We start from the raw sequence: 21,824 nt of genomic DNA, 5'->3' as shown, positions 1-21,824 counted from the left end.
ATAACCGTAGCTTTATCTCTTTCTCCGATAAATACGGTTACAACACTTGTCTATGCTCAACCGCTACGCCGATAAGTTGAATATGGTGATCTTCGCTACTCAATGTTGGGTAGTTGTCATTTAATGGAACGAGTTTAAAGTGTGGTCTGCCGTGATCGTCGATTGTGCCTAATTGCTTATATTGCTTGAATGTGGCTTCGCCGTCGGGGTTGATGGCGGCGATAAATTTGCCAGGTGTCGGTGCGATGTCGGGATCGATTAGCACCATGTCGCCATCTTTAAAGCGTGGCAGCATACTATCCTCGGTTATTTTGAGATAAAAGGCATTGTGACCGGCTTTGATTTGTGATTCAATCATTTCGTATTGATTGAGTTCATCCACGTGGTTGAAGTGTTCCACTTCGGTAAAACGTCCCGCTTGTATTGTGCTAAGCAGTGGATAACGGTAGGATTTGATAATACGAGTGAATTTTGCGTTGTTATCAAAATCTTCTACTGTTCCGTCTTGATTTAAGAGCACTTTTTTCGCGCCGACAATATCAAGGATCTTTGTAACATCATCAAAATTAGGCTTCCTTTTACCCGTTAACCAGTGACCAACCGCCCCTTGTGTTTTACCTATCGCGTCAGCAATATCATTTTGATTAATCCCGTTTCTATCCATTAATTCACGAACATATTCATTCCACTGCTTTTTCATGCTTACCTACCTTATTTTTTATAAATTATTACGGATTGTATTAAAAAATCAAAATACTTAATGTATGAAATATTTACTTAATGATGTACATATTGTATTATTTAGTGTATTTGTATGGAGTTGGAAAATGAACAGAATTTCTGAATTTAGAAAATCAATAAATCTAACTCAGCAAGAATTTTCAGCACGGTTGAATTTAACTCAGGGGGCGCTGGCTCATTATGAGAATGGACGCAGAACGCCAACAGTAAAAATGGCTCGGCTTATTGTTGATACCTTAAATGAAAATGGCGCGAGCGTTTCAATCGATGAAGTTTTTCCTGCTGATAATTAACTTACCTCAAGAGATACGCAATGGCACGCAATAAAAAAGCAAAAGAAATGACCGCCCTTGAAATCGAGAGTGAAATCTTGAAACAGATTGAGCTGAATGATTTGGACAACATTGGCGAGATCGTCGGCGTTTGTGGTTCGGCGATTTCAAAATGGAAAGGAGATCAAAAGATCACGAAATTCAGCCGACTGCTATTGGGTTGAAAGTTGTTCCACAAGATCAGGTTTTTGTGGATATAGATCATTTGGAAACGGTTTTTGATTTGGCAAGTAAAGGGTTAAATGCCGAGAAAAACCGAATTTTAGAGCAATAAAAAGCCACCGCAGTCACGGTGGCTGATTACAAACTCACAAGGAGCCGTTAAAAATGGATAGATTATTACCGATTTCACATAAGAATGCAACTCTTACGATGAGTAGTCGGGAGATTGCGGAATTGTGCGAAAAACGCCATACGCATGTTTTGGCAGACATTGACAAGATGTTGAATGAGTTGGAAATTCACTCAGCCGATTTTTCGGCTCAGTACAAAGACAGCACCGGTAGAATGCTTCGCTGTTACAATTTGCCAAAAGATTTAACCTTAACCCTGATTGCCGGATACAACGTCAAACTTCGCAAGCGTATTATTGACCGTTGGCAAGAATTGGAAAACCGACAAAAACCGACCGCACTTTTACCGCAAAATTATCTTCAAGCCCTTGAGGCGTTGGTGGAAAGCGAGAAACAAAAACAGGTTTTAGCATTGGAAAATCAAGAGATGAAACCTAAGGTCGATTTTGTTGATCACTATGTGGAAGTCGGCACGACAAAATCATTACGGGAAACCGCGAAAATTCTCAATATGCCGGAACGTAAAATGATTGAGTGCTTAGTGTTGGATAAATTTTTGTATCGTCAATCGGGTAATTTATTGCCTTATCAAAAATCGCAAGAACGTGGTTTGTTTACTGTTAAAACGGGTACGGCAGAACACGGTCACAATTTCACACAAACACGCGTGACAAGCAAAGGCGTTGAGTTTATTGCGTCACGTTATGCTTCGGAGTTAATGCTATGAGATTCAGTAGTTACATAAATAATCAAAAATGTCTTGAGTGGGGTTTAAACGCTAATCAAGGGGCGTTGTTTGATTTGCTAAATCAGGCCTGCTCATGGGCAAAAGAAATCCTTGTTGATGGTGTTGTGTATTACTGGGTTTCACGAAATAAAGTCTTAGAAGAATTGCCGCTTTTTTATAAGAAAGCAGATACGGTTTACCGCCATTTTTGTGATTTGGAAACTAAAGGGTTGATTATTTATCTCAAGCAAGGAAAGCGTGGCGATAAAGATTTAATTCGTTTAACTGAAAAAGGGAAAACTTGGAATGAGTTTAACTCGGATTTAAATCCGAATAACTCGGAAATAGATCCGAATATTCCTGTTGAACTCGGAAATAAATCCGAGATAACTCGGATTGAAATCCGAAATAACTCGGAAATAGATCCGACAAATAATAATACTAATTATAAATATACAACAGATCATATTAATACGTCGCAACAAGTTGCAACGTCGCCGAAACGGAAAAATTTTTCTGATGATGACTTAAAAACCGCATATTGGATTTTTAACCTGATTTTGGAAATTAATCCTGAAGCTAAATCACCAAATTTTGATACTTGGGCGGATGAGGTTCGCCTTATCCGAGAGCGTGATAAGCGTTCGCACCGTGAAATTTGCGAATTATTCCGGTTTGCCAATCAAGACGATTTTTGGTGTAAAAATATTTTGTCACCGAAGAACTTACGTAAACATTGGGATCGCTTGGTGATTGAGCGTGGAAAACCGAAAAAGAAATCTTGGGCGGAGATGAATAATTCCGATTGGAACAATGCCGCGGCATGGGAGGAGATGCTTTGATGAATTTGCCTGTTAACCAAACTGCCGCGACATCTCAAGGGGTATTACCTGATGCGCTAAGAGTGCTTGTCGATAAAATTTTTGATCAACTGCTTGCCACTTGTCCGGCAATGCGCGCGCAGTTTTCGGATGAGGCGCAATTAAATCTTGCTAAGCGGACTTGGGTATTAGCTTTTGCCGAAAACGGAATTAACACCCTTGAGCAAGTGAAAGTAGGTATGCGTAAAGTGCGGTCAAAACCGGATGACTTTTTCCCAAGTGTGGGGAAATTTATTGCATGGTGCAAAGCAGATCAATTTCAAGTTTGGGGATTGCCGAATGAGGAGGCGTTATACCGGCGCTTGGTGCAGTTTCAAGCATTTGGCATGGGGGAATTGCACCGGTTTAAATTTCATTCTCATGCAGAATTTTGGTTATTAACCGAACTTTATCGGGAAATGCGTATGCATACGGTTTTCGAGGTGAAAAAGGCGATTAAGGAAAAATTATTTGCCATGGTACAACGGTTAGAGCGCGGTGAAGCTATTCCGGAACCTAAAATCACGCTGCCGAAAAAAGCCGGTTTTACGCCATCAGATGTTCAACAAGCGATTAATTTACGTGGTGTAGCCATGTGTAAACAGATTTTAAGGGGGCATTGATGAGCGAGTTTGACAAAGACACGTGGCAAACGCCGAAATATTTTTTCCGTTGGTTGGAGTATCGTTTTTCTCACTTTCATATTGATGGGTGTGCGGATGAGAAAAATAAATGTTGTTCACAACACGGCAAACGAAGTGATTGATATTATCGGTGGACGAATTGCCTTTATTCATCCGGTTACAGGTGAAGAAGTTAAGGGGAATAGCAAAGGTCAAATGGTCGTGGTGTTCGATCCGACGATGGAAGATTTTGTGCAACGTTCGGTAAGGTTGGATTTTTTGAAAAAGGTGGGCGGGTATGGAAATTAAACAATCGTTTTTCTTGCGTGGCGAACAAGTGCGGTTAAATGCAATGGAGTTTATTCGTACTTTGCCAATTGATGAGAAAAATCCGCTTGTGGTGAGTATTAAGCTGATGAGACGCAGTCTTGAGCAAAATGCGAAGTTACACGCGATGTTAAGTGATATTGCGAAACAGTGTGAATTTCAGGGTAAAAAACGGGATGTTGATACGTGGAAAGCGATTTTTGTTTCGGCGCATAAAATTGCAACGGGCGGTTATGCGGAAATGGCGATTGGGCTGGAGGGTGAGGTGATTAATTTGCGTGAAAGTACTGCGCAAATGAGCGTGAAGCGGTTGGCAAGTTTGATTGAGTATATTTTGTCGTGGGGTGTGCAAAATGGCGTTCATTTTAACGATAAGTGGGGATTTTGGGGAAGATGAGGCCCTACGTATAACATAGGGCGAGACCGGTAAGCGTTGGCGGTTATACGGAAAAAATGCGGTCGGCAGCGACTTTTGCTAAAAAACCACTACGACTTTTATATTCAACGTGTTGGCTAACATAAGCATCAATGCGTTTGATGAGATGACTTGGTAAGGTGACGTTGATTTTTTCGGTTTTTCCCATGAGGTGAGATAAATCAACATCAACTATACCAAAAAAAACATGGTGTTCGGCTAAATCCGGATCGTTACGGTGGTTTTCGATTGAAGTCGGTTGTGGAATTTCGCCACCGTCTTTTACGACAAGCTCCAGATGGCTTTCAATGGCTTGTTTTACGTTGTTGTAGGCTTCTTGTAGGGTGTCACCTGCGGAGTAGCAACCGTCAATATCAGGTACAGCGACAACATAACCGTCTGAAACTTGTTCAAGAATGATTGGGTATAACATAAATGCTCCTTGTTGAGTCAACGTGGATAAGGGGACTTATAGTCCCGCTTGTTTTTTAATTTTCTTCTCGAGAAAGCCTAAATCTTTTCTCGGGTGAGGAACAGTAACTTTACCGGCTCCCTTTTGGTTTTTCTTCTCAAAGTGATGGTGGCTGCCCGTTATGCTGTCAAGTTCCCATCCGTTCTTTTTGAGAAGTTTTATCATGGTATCACTATCCACGTTTTCTCCATTGTTGTTTAAATATTGGGGTTATTATAACCCTTAAAAGGGAATAAGTCCAGTGTTTTGTAGTTATTATGGGTATTAAAATGAATAAAGTGCGGTCAAAAAAATGCAAGATTTGTGCCAATGGGTTTACGCCTAGAAACAGTTTACAGAAGTGTTGTTCTATGGATTGCGCTTTGATTTTTGCTCGGCAGGGTAAGGCGGAAGCGGAACAAAAAGTCAATAATAAGCGTAGGAAAGCATTTAGGGAGGAAAATAAAACACTGAATAATTTAACCCAAGAGGCGCAAGCAGCGGTGAATGCGTATGTTCGGTTGCGTGATTAGGGTAAAACCTGTATTTCTTGCGGGGTTTCGTTGGTGCGTGAGGGATTTGGCGGGGGATTTGATGCGGGGCATTATCGCAGTCGGGGCAGTGCGCCACATTTGCGTTTTTACACTCTAAATATTGCAGGTCAGTGTAAGCGTTGTAACCGTTATTTAGGCGGTAATTATCAGCAATTTCGGCTTGGGTTGATTGATAGGCTTGGGGTGGAGAAAGTGGAAGCAATCGAGAAAGACCAACGGGCGAGACACTATTCTAAAGAAGATTTGAGGCGAATTAAGCGGATTTTTAATAAAAAATGTAAATTTTTGGAGAAGCGTAAGGGGGTGTTTTGAATGAATTTTAAAGCAAAATTTAGACGGTTTGGGTATTGGGGGAAATCCCGCTTGGAAATGGATTATCCGGTGGTAACTTGTGGTATTAAAGGCGCGGCAAGAACCAAGCCATTTTTAGATCCGCTAAGTGATGAAGAGGGGATGGTGATTGATGGCGGTTTGGTTTTGATGAAACAAATCAATTTTGATCAGTTTCATGTGTTTATGTTGACCTATGTTGAACGTTACGATCGTGTTGATATTTGTCGAATTAAACATATCAGCGATAAAAAGAGACAAAATTTGCTGCGGCAAGCGGAAAATTTTTTAAAAGGGTATTTGTTGCGGGGAGATGTGTTGTTTTTTGCGTGATTAAACGCTGCTTGCCGCAATAACTTGCGCTGCCTGAGCCGGAGAAAAAATACCCCTTCGAAACGACCGAAAGGGCATTATGTTCCCTAGTGAACCGGAAACGCGCAAGAAATATCATTCGGCACAAAGATAACTAAAACTCAAATAAAAACAACGTATTAGATTAAGACGCTGATAGCGTAGATAAAAATAAACCGCTCAAATAGAGCGGTTATAAAATGAATTAAATTTGATGAAATTTTTTCTTAAAATCAGAGTAATTTTCTTTTACCGCTAATCCAACCGAGCCGCTTGTAAAATAAACAGTGACGCCATATAGTTGAATACCGTTTTGTTTTTCTTCCAAATAAGATACGTTATAGTCATGAATTCCCAATTTAATATAACGCACTAAAAAATACTTGCAACCGGTACCGGTAAAGTGTATGATTTGCGTTATCATGCGGTTCTTGTATATAAAGCGCATGAATTGATTTTAATAACCCTGATCGGAAACGGTCGGGGTTTTTTGTTGGGGTAAAAATGGAACTTACTTTAGGCGATAAAATTAAAATAAACGGTGAAGACGTGCCGGAGTACTTGCTTAAAGTACTTTATTAAAAATCTAACTGATCCGAGTGAATGCCTAATGCCGTTGCCATTTTAAGGCGGGTTGTTTTACGCAGACGTTGTGAGTTTTCCTGTTGGGAATAGGCGGATTGAGAGATACCAAGTCGTTTGGCAACTTCTGCTTGAGTTAATCCTAAATGTTCACGCCATGCACGCAAAGCGGAGTAGTCATTTAATAAAGCCCGTTTTGCTACTTCTTCCGGGATGCCTGTTTCAAGCGGATCGGCAAGGTTGGCTTTTTGTTTTAACCAGTTAAAGGTTTGTAAAGGGATAACGGCAAAGGCAGGTACACCTTGTGCGTTGTTGATATATTGGACATTAGTAAGTGCGTTCATCTCTTTTTTTAACCTTTCGATAGATACGATATTCATTGTGTTTCCGACAATATTAAAGAAAACACGATAGTCGCCAATACGATAGCGATATTCGTATTGATGATGAGCCAATGCTTTTATATTGGTGCAATCAGGGAATAATTTTAGCGTTTCGCATTTTTCAATAATGTGTGCTTTGCTTGGAACTTTCCGTAACTGCTTTAATGCGTTGGGTTGGTAGATGATTTATTTCATATTTGTTAGGTTTGTTTTATAAGTCTATTTTATAAGTTTATTAGGTTTTATCAAGTGAAATTTTAGACTTTAGATAAAATCTTCATTCAAATAATGATAGCTCACCTTAATGGTGGGCTTTTTTTGCCTCGAAAAGGAGGTGAGGAGGTAGGAATGCCGAATAATCAATATGATATTTGGACGCAGATATGGAATTGGGTGACAACCAATATTGGGATACAGCCCATTAACAGTGCGATTGCCGCTATTGTGATGTCGTTGTTACGTGCGGGCTTTATGCGGAAAAAGCGCGCGATTAAATATGTTTTATTAGATGCGACAATCTGTGCGTCTATTGCAGGGACTATCGTTCCTTTGCTTGCCCATCTTGTGGGGCATACTGAATTTTCGAGCTTTGCCGGGACGATGATTGGGTTTGTTGGAACGGAGAAGTTGAGGGAGTTTCTTTTTAAATTCATTAATCGTAGAAGTATGGGTAATGACAATGAATATGAGTAAGCAAGGGATTGATTTCTTAATTCGTGAGGAGGGGGAACGTCTATGCGCTTACCGGGATATCGTCGGTATTTGGACTATAGGTGTGGGGCATACGGGATGGGTGGATGATAAGCGCGTTTGTGAAGGGATGCGGATTTCACAAGAGAAATCTCGGGAAATCTTACTGGCAGATTTAAGACGGTTTGAAAGGGCGGTCAATAATGAGGTGGTTTTGCCACTGTCACAACATCAGTTTGATGCGTTGGTCAGCTTGGCGTTCAATATTGGCGAGGGGGCATTTTTAAAATCTACGTTGCTTAAGAAATTAAATCAAGGCGATTATTCGGGGGCAAGCGAGCAGATTTTGGCGTGGAAATACGCGGGTGGTCGTCCGGTATTATTGAGACGACGGAAAAGAGAGAAAGCGTTGTTTGATCGGGGTGTTTATGCTTAGATCGAAATTGTGGACCGTGGTATTTTTTGTGATTTTGGGCTTGTGTACAGGGTTATGGTACCAGTCACAGAAGATAAATAGCTTAAAAGCCGAGAACCAAGCGCAAGCCCAAACCATTAAGCAAAATGAGCAGGTGATTTCACAAATGCATATTCAAATGGTGCAAGAGCGAGAGGCAATGCAAAAGCAACGTGCTCTGGAGCAGTTGGAAAGAGGGAAAGCCGGTGAGGATGTTAAAATCATTTATAAAACGATTAAAGATAACCGTTGTTTTGACACTCGTCTTCCTGATGATGTTATTAAGCGGTTGCAACAGTCAAACTAAATCCGTTTATTGGTTTCCGCCACAAGCCTATACCGTTCCATGTGATCAATCTTCATTTACCGGTAAAACCTACGGGGAAGCGGTCGTTTTTTTACGCCAAGTGATGAGTGAGCGTGATGTGTGTGCCGGTCGAATTAAAGGGATTATTGAGTGGCGAGAGGGAATAGAAAGATAACCGCTATGGCACTCGATGGCGAGTTTCTTTTGTGTAAAGTAAACGCCATATAATTTGTGCGTAATTTGTGGTTGGTTGGGTTAGATTCCGAGAAAATACCCAAACTATGTAATCTATATGTAACAAAATAAGAGGAGTTACCCAATGGCTAATAAAGACGAGGGTAAATCCACGTCTAAAGGCGTGGGTAAAATCAAATTAACCGATAAACAACAGAGATTTGTAGAAGAATATCTGATTGATCTTAATGCAACTCAAGCAGCGATTAGAGCAGGGTATAGTGAACATTTAGCTAATACCAATGCAAATAAATTACTACAAAATACTACAATACAAAAAGCTATTTCCGAAGCTAAAAAACAACGTTCAGAACGCACTCAAATTACACAAGATGAGGTATTGAGAGACTTGCAAGAACTTCGTGATATGTGTATGGGGCGAAAATCCGTCATAGTGACAGATACAGTGAAAAGCAATCAAGAGGGAACGATCAAGGCTGTTGATAATGCTATTTTTATGTTTGAACCGTCAGGAGCAAACAAGGCGCTTGAGTTGCTGGGTAAGCATTTGGGGATGTTTAAAGATCGTATTGATATGACAACCAACGGCGAATCATTACAACCCACTATCATTACTCGTGTAATAGTTGATCCAAATGGAATTAAAGATTAATACTCCAAGATGGTTTATCCCTTACCTCAATCCTTGCCGAAACAAAGGGATTCGAGGTGGTCGAGGAAGCGGGAAATCACATACTGTCGGTGAATTTATTGTAGAAAAGCATATTCTTGATCCGAATTATAAAACGGTTTGTATTCGTGAAATTCAAAAATCATTGAAGTTTTCTTCCAAAGCATTAATTGAATCAAAAATTAGACAAATGGGGGTAAGCCATTTATTTGATATTACTCTCACTGAAATTAAGCGGAAAGAGGCTGACGGGATAATCATTTTTCAGGGTATGCAAGATCACACTGCTGATAGTATTAAATCACTTGAAGGGTTTGATTGTGCATGGTTTGAAGAAGCTCAAACTTGTTCATATCGAAGTCTTCAATTATTGCATCCGACAATTCGTAAATCCGGAAGTGAATTAATTTTTACTTGGAACCCGGATCAAAGTACTGATGCAGTAGATAGTTTCTTTTTAGAGGGGGTAAAAAACGATCCGGATAGTTTTTTGCTTAACCATATTAATTTCGATCAAAATCCATTTTTGCCTGATGAGCTGAAAAAAGAGATGGAGTATGACCGCAAGTATAATCCCTCGAGTTTTGGTCATGTTTGGCTTGGTGAATATAACACCAAATCTGATGCACAAGTGTTTAACGGGAAATTCTGTATTGATGAGTTTGAACCACAAGAAAATTGGTCCGGTCCCTATCAAGGATTGGATTTTGGCTTTGCGCAAGATCCGACCGCTACCGTGCGGGTTTGGGTATATGATGAAACGCTTTATGTGGAATATGAAGCCCGGGGGATTGGATTAGAGCTGGACGATACCGCCTCTTTTATTTTAAAACGCATTCCTGATTATGAAAAATATGTGTCTCGTGCAGATAATGCGCGTCCTGAAAGTATTAGTTATTTAAGGCGTCACGGATTAAATCGCCTTGAACCTGTTTCAAAATGGAAAGGGAGCGTTGAAGATGGTATTGAGCATATTAAGTCGTATAAACAGGTTGTTATTCACCCTCGTTGCGAAAATACCGCAAAAGAATTTCGTTTATACAGTTACAAAGTAGATAAGAAATCGGGGGATATTTTGCTTGTTCTGCTTGATGAAAACAATCACTATATTGATGCAATTCGTTATGCATTAGAACCATTAATTACATATAGAAGTTCTTACTTTGGATAAAAAAATATGTTCGGATTTTTCAAAAAAATAAAAGCACCTGATGAAGTAGAGGAAAAGAAAGAGTATTCCTATTACTCAAGCGGCCATTTTCATCACCAATACAAGAATGACTTCTTTATCAATCAATTAGATGAACTTGTGAATGCGAATAACAAATTACAAGCCTCACTTGTTGCAGGTCAAGATAGTAATGGTGACAGCTCACTTAAAATGCCGACAGAAAGACCTAGTGCTATCAGTATAGCATTAGCTAACTGGTATGCCGGTAAATCATTTATCGGTTATCAGATGTGTGCGATTTTGTCTCAAAATTGGCTTATTGGGAAAGCTTGTTCAACACCGGCAAGGGATGCAACGAGAAATGGATTTAATATCGTTACTGTTAACGGTGACGATATTCCGGATGAAACTATAAAAATAATTCAAAAGTTCGATAAAAAATTCAAAATTAAAAAGAATTGTGAGGAGTTTGTTCGGCTTGGTCGTATTTTTGGTATAAGAATTGCGATTTTTGATATTGATTCAAGTGACCCGGATTTTTATGAAAAACCGTTCAATATTGATGGCGTTGAGCCTAATAGCTATAAAGGAATTATCCAAGTCGATCCTTATTGGTGTATCCCTATCTTGGTATCGGGTGAATTAAATAATCCGGCGACACAATATTTTTATGATCCGACATATTGGCAAATCAACGGGAAAAAATACCATCGTTCTCACTTAATTATTTTTCGTAATGAAGAAGTGGCGGGCTAGTCAAATAAGTCTTCCAAATAACAGATCAATATTTAGATACTTTTGCCTAATACCTCTAAACAACTCCGGTTTTCAAACCGGAGTTGTTTTGTAATATACTGCTGTATAAATAACACTCAATAAACCAATCGACACCGAGCAAAGGGTTTAGCAATCCTTTATAGGATGTAGAGTATACTCTACATCCTACCTACTTGATAGTAGGTAGCGGACGCCACATATAAAATCAAGTAAGAGGAAAAAAACATGTCAAATCGTATTGAAATTACTGTTAATATTTATAAGAATTATTTTGGAGATACCTCAGATTCGCCTTATGTTTACGACAATATAAAAGCCATCAATCCTAATGAACAAAAAGAGGTGGATGAAATCGTCAATAAAATGATTGCTAATGGCAGTTCTCAATTATTTGAGCCTGATTTAAATATTTTGAATCCAATCACCCCTCTTGAAACGGGAAGAAGATGTTTTCTCAATCCACAAACTTTGTGTATTGAATTCAAATAATCGTCAAATAAGGAACTCAAATGAAACTCAAAAAATTCCTACTTATCGCCTTGCTCTCTTTCGGTATTGCCCAATCTGCACTTGCCGAAACCAATAGCGAAAAATTTGATCGTGCTTACCAATTTATTGAACAACAAAATTATTCTGCCGCTTTTCCCTTATTCAAACAACTTACTGAACAGGGATTTGCAAAAGCTCAATACAATCTCGGCGTGATGTATGAAAAAGGACGAGGTGTTGCCCAAAGCGATACACAAGCCATCTATTGGTACAAAAAAGCTGCCGAACAGGGATTGGCATATGCTCAATACAATCTCGGCGTGATGTATGCAGAAGGACGAGGTGTTGCCCAAAGCGATACACAAGCCATCTATTGGTACAAAAAAGCTGCCGAACAAGGATTGGCAGATGCTCAATTCAATCTCGGCGTGATGTATGAACTCGGACGAGGTGTTACACAAAACTCTCAACAAGCCGTCCATTGGTTCATAAAAGCTGCCGAACAGGGATTTGCATATGCTCAATTCAAGCTCGGCATGATGTATGCAGAAGGACGAGGTGTTGCCCAAAGCGATACACAAGCCATCTATTGGTACAAAAAAGCTGCCGAACAGGGATTGGCAGATGCTCAATTCAATCTCGGCGTGATGTATGAACTCGGACGAGGTGTTACACAAAACTCTCAACAAGCCGTCTATTGGTTCATAAAAGCTGTCGAACAGGGATATGTAAAAGCACAATTCGGTCTCGGCATGATGTATGAACTCGGACGAGGTGTTGCCCAAAGCGATACACAAGCCATCTATTGGTACAAAAAAGCTGCCGAACAGGGATTGGCAGATGCTCAAGTCAGTCTCGGCGTGATGTATGAATTCGGACGAGGGGTGCAAAAAAATGTTTCTACAGCTAAAGAATTCTACGGTAAAGCATGCGATAACGGCAACGCTCAGGGATGTAAAAATTTCGCCAGATTAAAGCAGCAGGGTGTGCGTTAATCTTCTCATTACACAAAACTTAGCAAGCAGTTGTATAGGTAAATTTAGCACCTCTACTTTTAAACTGCACACATTTAAGTTTAATGAAAAATTATGTGATTCAGTAACTCAATCCGGAAATCTTTCTGATATATGGAAAATAAATTGGTTAAAACAATCAGATTCTAAAACACAAGATATAGAAGTTATTTTCAGAGAGACTAAAATTATCAACCAATATGAGTTTGATAAATTAGATGATAAAATCCAACATAGTGAAATAAATTTATTTAACAATGACTACTAAGGAACATAAAATGAACCTAAAAAAATCCCTACTTATCGCCTTGCTCTCTTTCGGTATTGCCCAATCTGCACTTGCCGAAACAGATAGCGAAAAATTTGACCGAGCTACTCAACTTTACAAACAACAAAATTATTCTGCTACTTTTCCCTTATTCAAACAACTGGGGGAAAAAGGAAATGCAAAAGCACAAGCTGTGCTCGGCACAATGTATATGTTTGGACAGGGTATTACACAAAACTCTCAACAAGCCGTTTATTGGTACACAAAAGCCGCTGAACAAGGAGATGCAAAAGCACAATCTATGCTCGGCTTTATGTATACGAACGGACTAGGTGTTACGCAAAACTATCAACAAGCCGTCTATTGGTGGACAAAAGCCGCTGAACAGGGAGCTGCAGAAGTACAACTCTATCTCGGCGTGATGTATGCAAACGGACAAGGCGTTGCTCAAAACTATCAACAAGCCGTCTATTGGTTCACAAAAGCCGCTGAACAAGGCATTGCAGAAGCACAACTCTATCTCGGCGTGATGTATGAAAAAGGGCAAGGGGCACAAAAAAATGTTTCTACAGCTAAAGCATTCTACGGTCAAGCATGTGATAACGGCAACGCTCAAGGATGTAAAGATTTCGCCAGATTAGATCGGAAAGGGGGGCAGATCGAAAGCAGGTAGTGTTATTTTTCTCCTTGATTTGTTGGTTAAAGTTGATTAAGATTTAAGGAGTTAGGTGGGGATTGGAACATTCCCCACCTGCTTTACCTAGGATTTAATGCTTAGCATTATAATTCCCCAGATAACTAAGATAATGAAAGTTCGTTCAAATTCGTTCATTACTTAGTTCTCCTTAAGATAGCTCCGCTTCCACAAGGCGGGGTTTCTTGTATCTAACCCCTTGCCAGATGTGAATATGTTATTAAAATTATAATAAATCAAACAATTTATTATAATTATTTGATTTATTTTCCAATGAGCCAAAGGCTGACTATAAAATCGAACGTGACCATGCAGTACGTTTAGTGAGTATGTGGTTTGCGTTATACAACAGCTTAGAGTTATTGGCTCAAATCCACAAACCGCTTCAAATGCTAGGCTCTCACTACGGTGTTGTTGCTTACACTCACGCTGCTGAGTATAAAACTACACTAGGGGCGATGAAACGCGTTTTTGAACCAATGCTTGCGGATTATGAGGTCGATCCGTATGAAGACGCACATTACTATCGCGCATTTAAAACCTTGCGCGCTTATCAACCGCAATGCTTAGCAAGATTGGTTAATATTTAACTTGTAAAACTTAACGAAAACCGACCGCTCTTTATGGGCGTTTTTTTATCCAAAACGCACATGAGCATGGCATTATTCATAATATTCCTTATTTTCGCTTACAAGGTGGGAAAAATGCGGTCATTATTGATCCTCAAGTGGGCGATATTGGGATGTGTGGATTTTGTAGTCGAGATATTTCCTCGGTAAAAGTGAATAAAGCCCTCTCTATATGTTGATTCAATTGAATTAGGGATAGATCAATATCCTATTTTATCCGGCGACAATATTAAGGTCATATTAGCATGATGAAATTAAAAGAAACCATGATCAGTCAATACGCCAATAGTCCAATTATTTGTCGAATATTACTGGATTTGAATAAATCTATTGATCCCAAATCTGATATTAAATCATTTTATGATTTGATTTGGAATTTAAATACCGCCAAAGGAATTGGTCTTGATTTTTGGGGCAAAGTTGTTGGCATTGATCGAAATATACAAATTGATAATAAAAATCAATTTATCGGATCTACGTTATCTTCTGCTGATTTAAAAATGTTTCAAAAAGGTGAAATGCATTTAATGAATGATGAAATGTTTAGAAACATGATCTTCATGAAAGCAATGAAAAATATTATTTATACCACTGCAGCAAATTTCATTGGTCTATTCGGAAATTGCAAGCTTGTCAAAAGTGCGGTCATTTTGAGGTAATTTTCGTGTAAAATTCACGCTACAAGAACGTTAAAAAATCCTGTATAATCGACCGCACTTTTATGTCGATTTTTACTATGAGATTTTTAAATGTTTGAAGCATCGCAAACCATTCCTGAATTGGTGATGTGGGTCAAGGAACGTGAATTTAGCCTAAACCTTCCTACGGAACGCTTGGCATTTTTACTGGCGATTGCGATTTATAATAACGAGCGCTTAGATGGTGAAATGCTGGAAACCGATTTAATTGATATTTTCCGCCATATTTCTTCCGCTTTTGAACAGTCACAAGAAACCATTGCTACGCGAGCGAATAATGCCATTAATGAAATGGTAAAACAGCGTTTTTTAAATCGTTTTAGCAGTGAATTTACGGAAGGCTTGTCGATTTATCGTTTAACGCCGCTGGGTGTTGGAATATCTGATTATTATATTCGTCAGCGAGAATTTTCCGCCTTACGTTTATCCGTGCAACTTTCAATTGTAGCTGATGAAATTCAGCGCGCCTCTGAAGTGGCGGAAGAAAATGGTGACGAGCATCATTGGCGTCGCAATGTGTTTGCCCCGCTGAAATATTCGGTGGCGGAAATTTTTGATAGTATCGATTATTCACAGCGTATTATGGATGAAAATCAGCAAACCATTAAAGAAGAGATTGCTGATTTATTGGTCAAAGATTGGCAGGCGGCAATTAGCAGTTGTGAAAAATTATTAGATGAAACCTCCGGCAATTTGCGTGAATTGCAAGATACGCTAAATGCCGCCGGTGATAAATTGCAAGCGCAACTATTGCGCATTCAAGATTGTGTGATTGGGCGTGATGAGTTGTATTTTATTGATCAACTGATTATTGATTTACAGTCGAAACTTGACCGAATTATTAGTTGGGGGCAACAAGCAATCGATCTGTGGATTGGTTATGATCGCCATGTACATAAATTCATTCGTACCGCCATTGATATGGATAAAAACCGAGTCTTTTCACAGCGTTTACGTCAATCCATCCGCCATTATTTCGATCAGCCTTGGTATTTGTGGACCGCGCAGGCAGAGCGCTTAGTTGATTTGCGTGATGAGGAATTGGTACTGCGCGAAGAAGATGCGTTAGGCGAGTTGCCGGAAGCGTTGCAATTTGAAGAATTTTCTACATTACAAGATCAAATTATGGAGCAGATGCAAACCTTATTAATCTCCTATCGTGAGCAAAATCGTCCGATTAACCTTAGTTTGGTCTTAAAAGAACAATTAGAAAATTACCCATTGTCCCGTCATTTTGATGTGGCGCGTATTATCGTTGATCAGGCGGTGCGTTTAGGAATGGCAAGTGCGGATTTATCCGGTGTTTATGCGCCATGGGAAACGATTAATCAACAAGGTGCCGAAGTACAGGCACAGGTTATTGACGAATATAAATAAAGAGATGAATGAATGACAGATAATCTTCAAGATGCAATTTCAAGCAAATTGGTGGCGGCAATTGCCAATCCGCTGTTTCCCGTGGTGGACAGTCAATTACGTTCCGGTAAACATATCGGCATGGAGCATTTGGATAACCATGCATTTTTACTGGATTTTCAGCGGGAGTTGGATAATTTTTATCGTCGTTATAATGTGGAACTTATTCGTGCGCCGGAAGGTTTTTTCTATCTTCGCCCGAAAGCGACAACATTAATCGCGCGTTCCGTATTGACAGAGCTGGAAATGTTAGTGGGCAAAGTGCTGTGTTATTTATATTTAAGTCCGGAACGTTTGGCTCAACAAGGGATTTTTACTATCCAAGAAGTGTATGACGAATTATTGAATTTGGCGGATGAAAGCAAACTATTAAAAGCAGTCAATCAGCGTTCTTCCGGTTCTGATTTGGATAAACAAAAATTAGCGGAAAAAGTGCGTGCGGCGTTAACGCGTTTGCGTCGTTTGGGCATGATTCATACGATTGGCGAGCAAAACAGCGGAAAATTTACCATTTCCGAGTCGGTTTTCCGTTTTGGCGCGGAAGTACGTTCCGGGGATGATCCGTTAGAAGCGCAATTACGTTTAATTCGTGATGGAGAAGCGGCTAATCCGCAATCCTTGCAATTAGAAAAAAGTGCGGTAGAAAAAGACGAAGAAATTGAAGATGTTGAAGATCAAGAGGGAGAAGAATAATGTCTGATATATTTGAGCAAGAAAACGAAATACTTGATCTTGAAAAGGGCATTATTGCAAATGACATTGACGAAATGTCTTTGGAAAAAGCGGATTTAGAGACTTACTCTGTGACAATGTCACAATTTAATCCGGCATTACAATCAGTCGGTGTAGAAAGAGGGAAGTTTCGTTCTTTAACCTTGATTAACTGGAACGGTTTTTTCGCGCGTACTTTTGATTTGGATGAATTAGTAACGACCTTATCGGGCGGAAACGGTGCGGGTAAATCTACGACAATGGCAGGATTTGTCACCGCATTGATTCCGGATTTAACCTTGTTGCATTTCCGTAATACTACGGAAGCGGGTTCAACCGGCGGTTCGCGTGATAAAGGATTGCACGGTAAATTGCGTCCGGGTGTGTGTTATGCTGCCTTAGATACGATTAATTCTCGTCATCAGCGTATTGTTGTCGGTGTTCGTTTGCAGCAAGTGGCGGGGCGCGATAAAAAAGTTGATATTAAAACTTTTTCGATTCAAGGTTTGGAATTATCCCTTAATCCGACCGCAGTTTTTACGGAAACCGTCGGCGAGCGACAAGCGCGCGTATTAAATTTAAATGAGCTAAAAGATAAAATTGAAAACCTAGGCGCGCAATTTAAACAATATCCTTCCATCACAGATTACCACGGGATGATGTTTGATTTGGGTATTATTCCAAAACGTTTACGTTCTTCTTCCGACCGTAGCAAATTCTATAAATTGATTGAAGCGTCTTTATATGGCGGGATTTCCAGTGCGATTACCAAATCCTTGCGTGATTATTTATTACCGGAAAATTTAGGCGTACGCAAAGCGTTCCAAGATATGGAAAGTGCGTTACGCGAAAACCGCATGACCCTTGAAGCCATTAAAGTTACGCAAGCTGACCGCGATTTATTTAAACATTTGATCACGGAAACCACTAATTATGTCGCCTCCGATTATATGCGTAACGCCAACGAGCGTTTAGGCAATATTCAAACCGCACTTTCTTTCCGTCAAGATTGGTATAAAGCCAAAGCGGAACAAGACTTATCGCAACATCGCTTAATTGATTTAAGTCGCGAAGCGGCAGAGTTGGCGGAAAATGAAAAAATGCTGGAAGCGGATCACCAAAGTGCGGTCGATCATTTAAATTTAGTGTTAAATGCCTTGCGCCATCAAGAAAAAATTTCCCGTTATCATGAAAATGTCGCCACCTTACGGGAAAAATTAGAAGAACAAAAAATGGCGGTAGAAGAAGCCAATGAACAGCAAGAAGCCAGTCAGGCGCAATTGGATCAAGTAGAACTGGAAGCGGATCAGCTGCGTAACCAATTGGCAGATTATCAACAAGCGCTTGATGCGCAACAAACCCGTGCTTTGCAATATAACCAAGCGATTAGCGCCTTGGAAAAAGCCAAATATTTATGCGGTTTAGCCGAGTTGTCGGTAAAAAATGTGGAAGATTATTATGCGGAATTTGAAGCGCAGGCAGAAGATATTACCGCGAAAGTGCTGGAATTAGAGCAGAAAATGTCCATTTCCGAAGCGGCAAAAACGCAATTTGATAAAGCTTATCAATTGGTATGTAGCATTGCGGGCGAGATGCCGCGTTCGGCGGCGTGGGAAAGCGCGAAAACTTTATTGCGTGAATATCCGCGTCAAAAAGTGCAAGCGCAGCAAAGTGCATCATTGCGCGGTAAATTACATGAATTAGAACAACGTTACGCTCAACAACAAAGTGCGGTGCGTTTATTAAAAGATGTTAACCAACGTGCAAATTTAGCCTTGGAAAGCGTTGAGGAATTAGAAGATTTCTATGCCGAACAGGAAGCGCTGGCGGACGATTTGTCTGCCGAATTATCCGAGCAAGTGGAACAGCGTTCGACATTACGCCAAAAACGCGAACAATTGACCGCACTTTATGAAGAAAATGCACGTAAAGCACCGGCATGGTTAGCCGCACAAGCAGCCTTGGAACGTCTACAAGAACAAAGTGGCGCAAATTTTGCTGATAGCCAAGATGTGATGAATTTTATGCAGGCACAATTGGTGAAAGAGCGTGAATTTACCATTGAACGCGATCAATTGGAGCAAAAACGTCAACATTTAGATGAGCAAATTTCTCGTTTAAGTCAGCCGGACGGTTCGGAAGATCCGCGTTTAAATGCGCTTGCCGAAAGTTTTGGCGGCGTATTATTATCTGAATTATATGATGATGTGCCGATTGAAGATGCGCCTTATTTCTCGGCGTTATATGGACCGGCGCGTCATGCGATTGTGGTGCGCGATTTAACCGCTGTGAAAGAGCAATTGAGCCAATTGGAAGATTGTCCGGAAGATTTATATTTAATTGAAGGCGATCCGGCAGAATTCGACGACAGTGTCTTTAATGCACAAGAGTTGGAATTGGGCGTCGTGGTGCAAGTGTCAAATCGCGAAGTGCGTTATTCCAAATTCCCAGAAATTCCGTTGTTCGGTCGTGCCGCACGGGAAAAACGCTTGGAAGAATTACAAGCACAACGGGATGAAATTGCTGAACAATATGCGCAGCGTGCTTTTGATGTGCAAAAATGTCAGCGTTTACATGAACATTTCAGCCAATTTGTGGGGTTGCATTTAGCCTTGGCATTTTTACCTAATCCGGAAACCTTAATGGCGGAAGTGCAACGCGAACGTAATGAAATTGAGCGCGAACTTAACCAATTTAGTAGCGGTGAACAACAAATCCGGATGCAATTGGATAATGCCAAAGAGAAAATGCAGTTGTTGAATAAATTGTTGCCGCAAGTCAATGTTTTAGCGGATGAGACCTTAATGGATCGCATTGAAGAATGTCGCGAACAATTGGATGAGGCAGAACAAGCTGCGCATTTTATCCGTCAATATGGCAACGCCTTAGCGCAATTGGAGCCGATTGCGAATACCTTGCAAAGCGATCCTGAAAATTATGAGCGTTTAAAAGCGGATTACGAAAGTGCGGTCGGTTTACAAAAACAAATTCAACAACGCGTTTTTGCTTTGGCGGATGTAGTGCAACGTAAAGCGCATTTCAGTTATGAAGATACGGTGAAATCTGAAACTTCCGAATTAAATGAACAGTTGCGCCAACGTTTGGAACAAGTGCAAAAACAACGGGAACAGCAACGCGAAATTGTGCGCCAAAAACAAGTGCGTTTTGCGCAATATAACCAAGTTTATATTGAATTGCGCAGTTCCTTTGATGAAAAAAATAAAATGTTAAACGAACTGATTGGAGAGATCGGTCAGCTTGGCGTGTGCGCTGATGATGGCGCAGAAGAGCGCGCTCGTATTCGTCGTGATGAATTGTATCAACAACTTTCTACCGGTCGCCAACGTCGTACTTATATTGAAAAACAATTAACGCAAATTGAAACAGAAAGCGAGAATTTAACGCGTCGTATTCGTAAAGCGGAGCGGGATTATAAAACCCAGCGCGAATTAGTAGTGGCGGCGAAAGTGAGTTGGTGTGTGGTGCTGCGTTTATCTCGCAACAGCGATGTGGAAAAACGCCTCAATCGTCGCGAATTGGCATATTTATCCGCGGATGATTTGCGATCAATGTCGGATAAAGCCTTGGGGGCGTTGAGAACAGCGGTTGCCGATAACGAATATTTGCGTGATGCTTTACGTATTTCTGAAGATAGTCGTAAACCGGAAAACAAAGTGCGGTTCTTTATTGCGGTATATCAACATCTACGCGAACGTATTCGTCAAGATATTATCAAAACCGACGATCCGATTGATGCGATTGAGCAAATGGAAATTGAGCTTTCTCGTTTAACGTCCGAGTTAACCGGACGCGAGAAAAAATTGGCGATCAGCTCGGAAAGTGTAGCGAATATTATGCGCAAAACCATTCAGCGCGAACAAAACCGAATTCGTATGTTGAACCAAGGATTACAAAATATTGCTTTTGGTCAAGTTAAATCCGTGCGTTTGGTGGTTAATATTCGCGATACTCATGCCATGTTGTTGGATGCATTATCCGGCAATCAGGCGGAATATCAAGATTTATTCAGCGACAACCGTATGACCTTCTCTGAAGCGATGGCGAAATTGTATCAACGCATTAATCCTCATATCGATATGGGGCAGCGTACCGCGCAAACCATTGGTGAAGAATTGCTGGATTATCGTAATTATCTCGATCTTGAAGTGGAAGTCTATCGTGGCGCGGACGGTTGGTTGCGCGCGGAAAGCGGCGCCTTGTCCACCGGTGAAGCTATCGGGACCGGGATGTCTATTTTATTGATGGTCGTTCAAAGTTGGGAGGAAGAAAGTCGCCGAATTCGTGGTAAAGATATTGTTCCATGTCGTTTATTATTCTTAGATGAGGCGGCGCGTTTGGATGCAAAATCTATTTCCACCTTGTTTGAATTATGCGAACGCTTGGATATGCAATTGCTTATCGCCGCGCCGGAAAATATCAGTCCGGAAAAAGGGACAACTTACAAATTGGTGCGTAAAATTTCAGGCAATCAAGAACATGTTCATGTTGTCGGATTGCGTGGATTTGGTGCAACAGAGTAGTCAAATAAAAGAAAGTGCGGTTAAAAATAAGCAATTTTTGACCGCACTTTTTTGAGGAAAATAATATATGTTGGTTTTCCAAAAAGAAAAAACACAAAAGCTCTCTATATTGAATATATTATGAGTTTAGTT

The 21,824-nt window shown here is 40.3% G+C and carries 28 protein-coding genes and 3 pseudogenes; 25 read left to right on the top strand and 6 right to left on the bottom strand.

The annotated features are described in order from the left end of the window. Positions 1–37: 37 nt before the first annotated feature. Positions 38–700 (bottom strand): LexA family protein, encoded by a 663-nt coding sequence (locus tag CFY87_RS05980; protein ID WP_094946332.1) that lies wholly within the window; start codon positions 698–700, stop codon positions 38–40. A 127-nt stretch (positions 701–827) separates the two neighbouring features. Here CFY87_RS05980 and CFY87_RS05975 point away from each other — a divergent pair, with 127 nt between their 5' ends. The 8 genes and pseudogenes from CFY87_RS05975 (at position 828) to CFY87_RS05945 (ending at position 4,300) form a co-directional block, all read left to right on the top strand. Next, positions 828–1,034 carry a helix-turn-helix transcriptional regulator gene (locus tag CFY87_RS05975; RefSeq protein WP_094946331.1) on the top strand — a complete coding sequence of 69 codons (207 nt, stop codon included), beginning with the start codon at positions 828–830 and terminating at the stop codon, positions 1,032–1,034. A gap of 20 nt (positions 1,035–1,054) precedes the next feature. After that, positions 1,055–1,237 (top strand): CII family transcriptional regulator, encoded by a 183-nt coding sequence (locus CFY87_RS12700; RefSeq protein ID WP_094946330.1) that lies wholly within the window; start codon positions 1,055–1,057, stop codon positions 1,235–1,237. Beyond that, positions 1,186–1,347 carry a hypothetical protein gene (locus tag CFY87_RS11690; protein ID WP_158216616.1) on the top strand — a complete coding sequence of 54 codons (162 nt, stop codon included), beginning with the start codon at positions 1,186–1,188 and terminating at the stop codon, positions 1,345–1,347. Before CFY87_RS12700 ends, CFY87_RS11690 begins: the two co-directional genes overlap by 52 nt. Before the next feature lie 53 nt (positions 1,348–1,400). Next, complete coding sequence (locus CFY87_RS05965) at positions 1,401–2,093, top strand: Rha family transcriptional regulator (protein ID WP_094946329.1); 693 nt, start codon at positions 1,401–1,403, stop codon at positions 2,091–2,093. Continuing rightward, positions 2,090–2,935 (top strand): hypothetical protein, encoded by an 846-nt coding sequence (locus CFY87_RS11940; RefSeq protein ID WP_174904592.1) that lies wholly within the window; start codon positions 2,090–2,092, stop codon positions 2,933–2,935. Before CFY87_RS05965 ends, CFY87_RS11940 begins: the two co-directional genes overlap by 4 nt. Beyond that, positions 2,935–3,576: a replication protein P gene (locus CFY87_RS05955; protein WP_236757377.1), complete on the top strand. Its 642-nt coding sequence runs from the start codon at positions 2,935–2,937 to the stop codon at positions 3,574–3,576. Before CFY87_RS11940 ends, CFY87_RS05955 begins: the two co-directional genes overlap by 1 nt. Further along, positions 3,576–3,885: pseudogene (locus CFY87_RS05950) on the top strand (DNA N-6-adenine-methyltransferase). Before CFY87_RS05955 ends, CFY87_RS05950 begins: the two are co-directional and overlap by 1 nt. Beyond that, positions 3,875–4,300, top strand: coding sequence for a recombination protein NinB (locus CFY87_RS05945; RefSeq protein ID WP_094946327.1), 426 nt, complete (start codon positions 3,875–3,877; stop codon positions 4,298–4,300). Before CFY87_RS05950 ends, CFY87_RS05945 begins: the two are co-directional and overlap by 11 nt. A gap of 43 nt (positions 4,301–4,343) precedes the next feature. Here CFY87_RS05945 and CFY87_RS05940 read toward each other — a convergent pair whose 3' ends face one another. Beyond that, entirely contained in the window at positions 4,344–4,751 is a 408-nt protein-coding gene (locus CFY87_RS05940; RefSeq protein WP_094946326.1) for a type II toxin-antitoxin system HicB family antitoxin, read from the bottom strand. A gap of 36 nt (positions 4,752–4,787) precedes the next feature. Beyond that, a complete protein-coding gene (locus CFY87_RS05935) occupies positions 4,788–4,970 on the bottom strand; it encodes a type II toxin-antitoxin system HicA family toxin (RefSeq protein WP_094946325.1) in 183 nt (60 codons plus the stop codon). 89 nt (positions 4,971–5,059) lie between these two features. Between CFY87_RS05935 and CFY87_RS05930 the strand changes: the two are divergent. Continuing rightward, a pseudogene (locus tag CFY87_RS05930) lies at positions 5,060–5,635 on the top strand (recombination protein NinG). Then, entirely contained in the window at positions 5,636–5,986 is a 351-nt protein-coding gene (locus tag CFY87_RS05925; protein WP_094946324.1) for an antiterminator Q family protein, read from the top strand. It begins immediately after the preceding pseudogene. Positions 5,987–6,209: 223 nt separating this feature from the next. Here the strand turns inward: CFY87_RS05925 and CFY87_RS05920 are convergent, their stop codons facing one another. The 3 genes and pseudogenes from CFY87_RS05920 to CFY87_RS12575 form a co-directional block, all read right to left on the bottom strand. Next, entirely contained in the window at positions 6,210–6,428 is a 219-nt protein-coding gene (locus CFY87_RS05920; protein WP_094946323.1) for a hypothetical protein, read from the bottom strand. A 154-nt stretch (positions 6,429–6,582) separates the two neighbouring features. Continuing rightward, the gene (locus CFY87_RS05915; RefSeq protein ID WP_094946322.1) at positions 6,583–6,930 is read right to left on the bottom strand and encodes a helix-turn-helix domain-containing protein; all 348 of its coding nucleotides are present in this window, start codon (positions 6,928–6,930) and stop codon (positions 6,583–6,585) included. A gap of 78 nt (positions 6,931–7,008) precedes the next feature. Continuing rightward, positions 7,009–7,095: pseudogene (locus CFY87_RS12575) on the bottom strand (type II toxin-antitoxin system RelE/ParE family toxin); the annotation flags it as partial. A 222-nt stretch (positions 7,096–7,317) separates the two neighbouring features. On the opposite strand from CFY87_RS12575, the gene CFY87_RS05905 reads away from it, so the two are divergent. From CFY87_RS05905 to mukB, 15 genes are all read left to right on the top strand, one after another. Then, a complete protein-coding gene (locus CFY87_RS05905) occupies positions 7,318–7,662 on the top strand; it encodes a phage holin, lambda family (protein WP_094946321.1) in 345 nt (114 codons plus the stop codon). After that, entirely contained in the window at positions 7,649–8,095 is a 447-nt protein-coding gene (locus CFY87_RS05900; RefSeq protein WP_094946320.1) for a lysozyme, read from the top strand. The genes CFY87_RS05905 and CFY87_RS05900 overlap by 14 nt, the downstream gene beginning before the upstream one ends. Next, positions 8,088–8,420: a DUF2570 family protein gene (locus CFY87_RS05895; RefSeq protein ID WP_094946319.1), complete on the top strand. Its 333-nt coding sequence runs from the start codon at positions 8,088–8,090 to the stop codon at positions 8,418–8,420. Before CFY87_RS05900 ends, CFY87_RS05895 begins: the two co-directional genes overlap by 8 nt. Then, positions 8,386–8,595: an Rz1-like lysis system protein LysC gene (gene lysC / locus CFY87_RS05890; protein WP_236757367.1), complete on the top strand. Its 210-nt coding sequence runs from the start codon at positions 8,386–8,388 to the stop codon at positions 8,593–8,595. Before CFY87_RS05895 ends, lysC begins: the two co-directional genes overlap by 35 nt. A 144-nt stretch (positions 8,596–8,739) precedes the next feature. Beyond that, entirely contained in the window at positions 8,740–9,267 is a 528-nt protein-coding gene (locus CFY87_RS05885; RefSeq protein ID WP_094946317.1) for a terminase small subunit, read from the top strand. Then, complete coding sequence (locus CFY87_RS05880) at positions 9,251–10,456, top strand: PBSX family phage terminase large subunit (RefSeq protein WP_094946316.1); 1,206 nt, start codon at positions 9,251–9,253, stop codon at positions 10,454–10,456. Before CFY87_RS05885 ends, CFY87_RS05880 begins: the two co-directional genes overlap by 17 nt. Before the next feature lie 6 nt (positions 10,457–10,462). Next, on the top strand, positions 10,463–11,212 hold the full coding sequence (locus tag CFY87_RS05875) for an anti-CBASS protein Acb1 family protein (protein ID WP_094946315.1): 750 nt from the start codon (positions 10,463–10,465) through the stop codon (positions 11,210–11,212). Positions 11,213–11,458: 246 nt separating this feature from the next. After that, positions 11,459–11,722: a hypothetical protein gene (locus tag CFY87_RS05870; protein ID WP_094946314.1), complete on the top strand. Its 264-nt coding sequence runs from the start codon at positions 11,459–11,461 to the stop codon at positions 11,720–11,722. A 20-nt stretch (positions 11,723–11,742) separates the two neighbouring features. Continuing rightward, a complete protein-coding gene (locus CFY87_RS05865; protein ID WP_094946313.1) occupies positions 11,743–12,717 on the top strand; it encodes an SEL1-like repeat protein in 975 nt (324 codons plus the stop codon). A 296-nt stretch (positions 12,718–13,013) separates the two neighbouring features. Next, positions 13,014–13,676, top strand: coding sequence for a tetratricopeptide repeat protein (locus CFY87_RS05855; protein ID WP_094946311.1), 663 nt, complete (start codon positions 13,014–13,016; stop codon positions 13,674–13,676). A 344-nt stretch (positions 13,677–14,020) separates the two neighbouring features. Next, the gene (locus tag CFY87_RS05850; RefSeq protein ID WP_272896443.1) at positions 14,021–14,287 is read left to right on the top strand and encodes a P22AR C-terminal domain-containing protein; all 267 of its coding nucleotides are present in this window, start codon (positions 14,021–14,023) and stop codon (positions 14,285–14,287) included. Positions 14,288–14,571: 284 nt separating this feature from the next. After that, entirely contained in the window at positions 14,572–14,985 is a 414-nt protein-coding gene (locus CFY87_RS05840) for a baseplate wedge 1 family protein (RefSeq protein ID WP_094946309.1), read from the top strand. Positions 14,986–15,075: 90 nt separating this feature from the next. Further along, complete coding sequence (mukF, locus tag CFY87_RS05835) at positions 15,076–16,401, top strand: chromosome partition protein MukF (protein ID WP_094946308.1); 1,326 nt, start codon at positions 15,076–15,078, stop codon at positions 16,399–16,401. Between the two features lie 12 nt (positions 16,402–16,413). Further along, positions 16,414–17,133, top strand: coding sequence for a chromosome partition protein MukE (gene mukE, locus CFY87_RS05830; RefSeq protein ID WP_094946307.1), 720 nt, complete (start codon positions 16,414–16,416; stop codon positions 17,131–17,133). A 116-nt stretch (positions 17,134–17,249) separates the two neighbouring features. Then, a complete protein-coding gene (gene mukB, locus CFY87_RS05825) occupies positions 17,250–21,692 on the top strand; it encodes a chromosome partition protein MukB (protein WP_419670252.1) in 4,443 nt (1,480 codons plus the stop codon). The last annotated feature ends 132 nt before the right edge of the window (positions 21,693–21,824 follow it).

The organism is Actinobacillus seminis, from assembly GCF_002263215.1.
In the GTDB taxonomy this organism is placed as follows: Bacteria; Pseudomonadota; Gammaproteobacteria; order Enterobacterales; family Pasteurellaceae; genus Actinobacillus_B; species Actinobacillus_B seminis.
The sequence above is the reverse complement of the archived record's forward strand: the minus strand, read 5'-3'. Positions and strand labels throughout refer to the sequence as shown.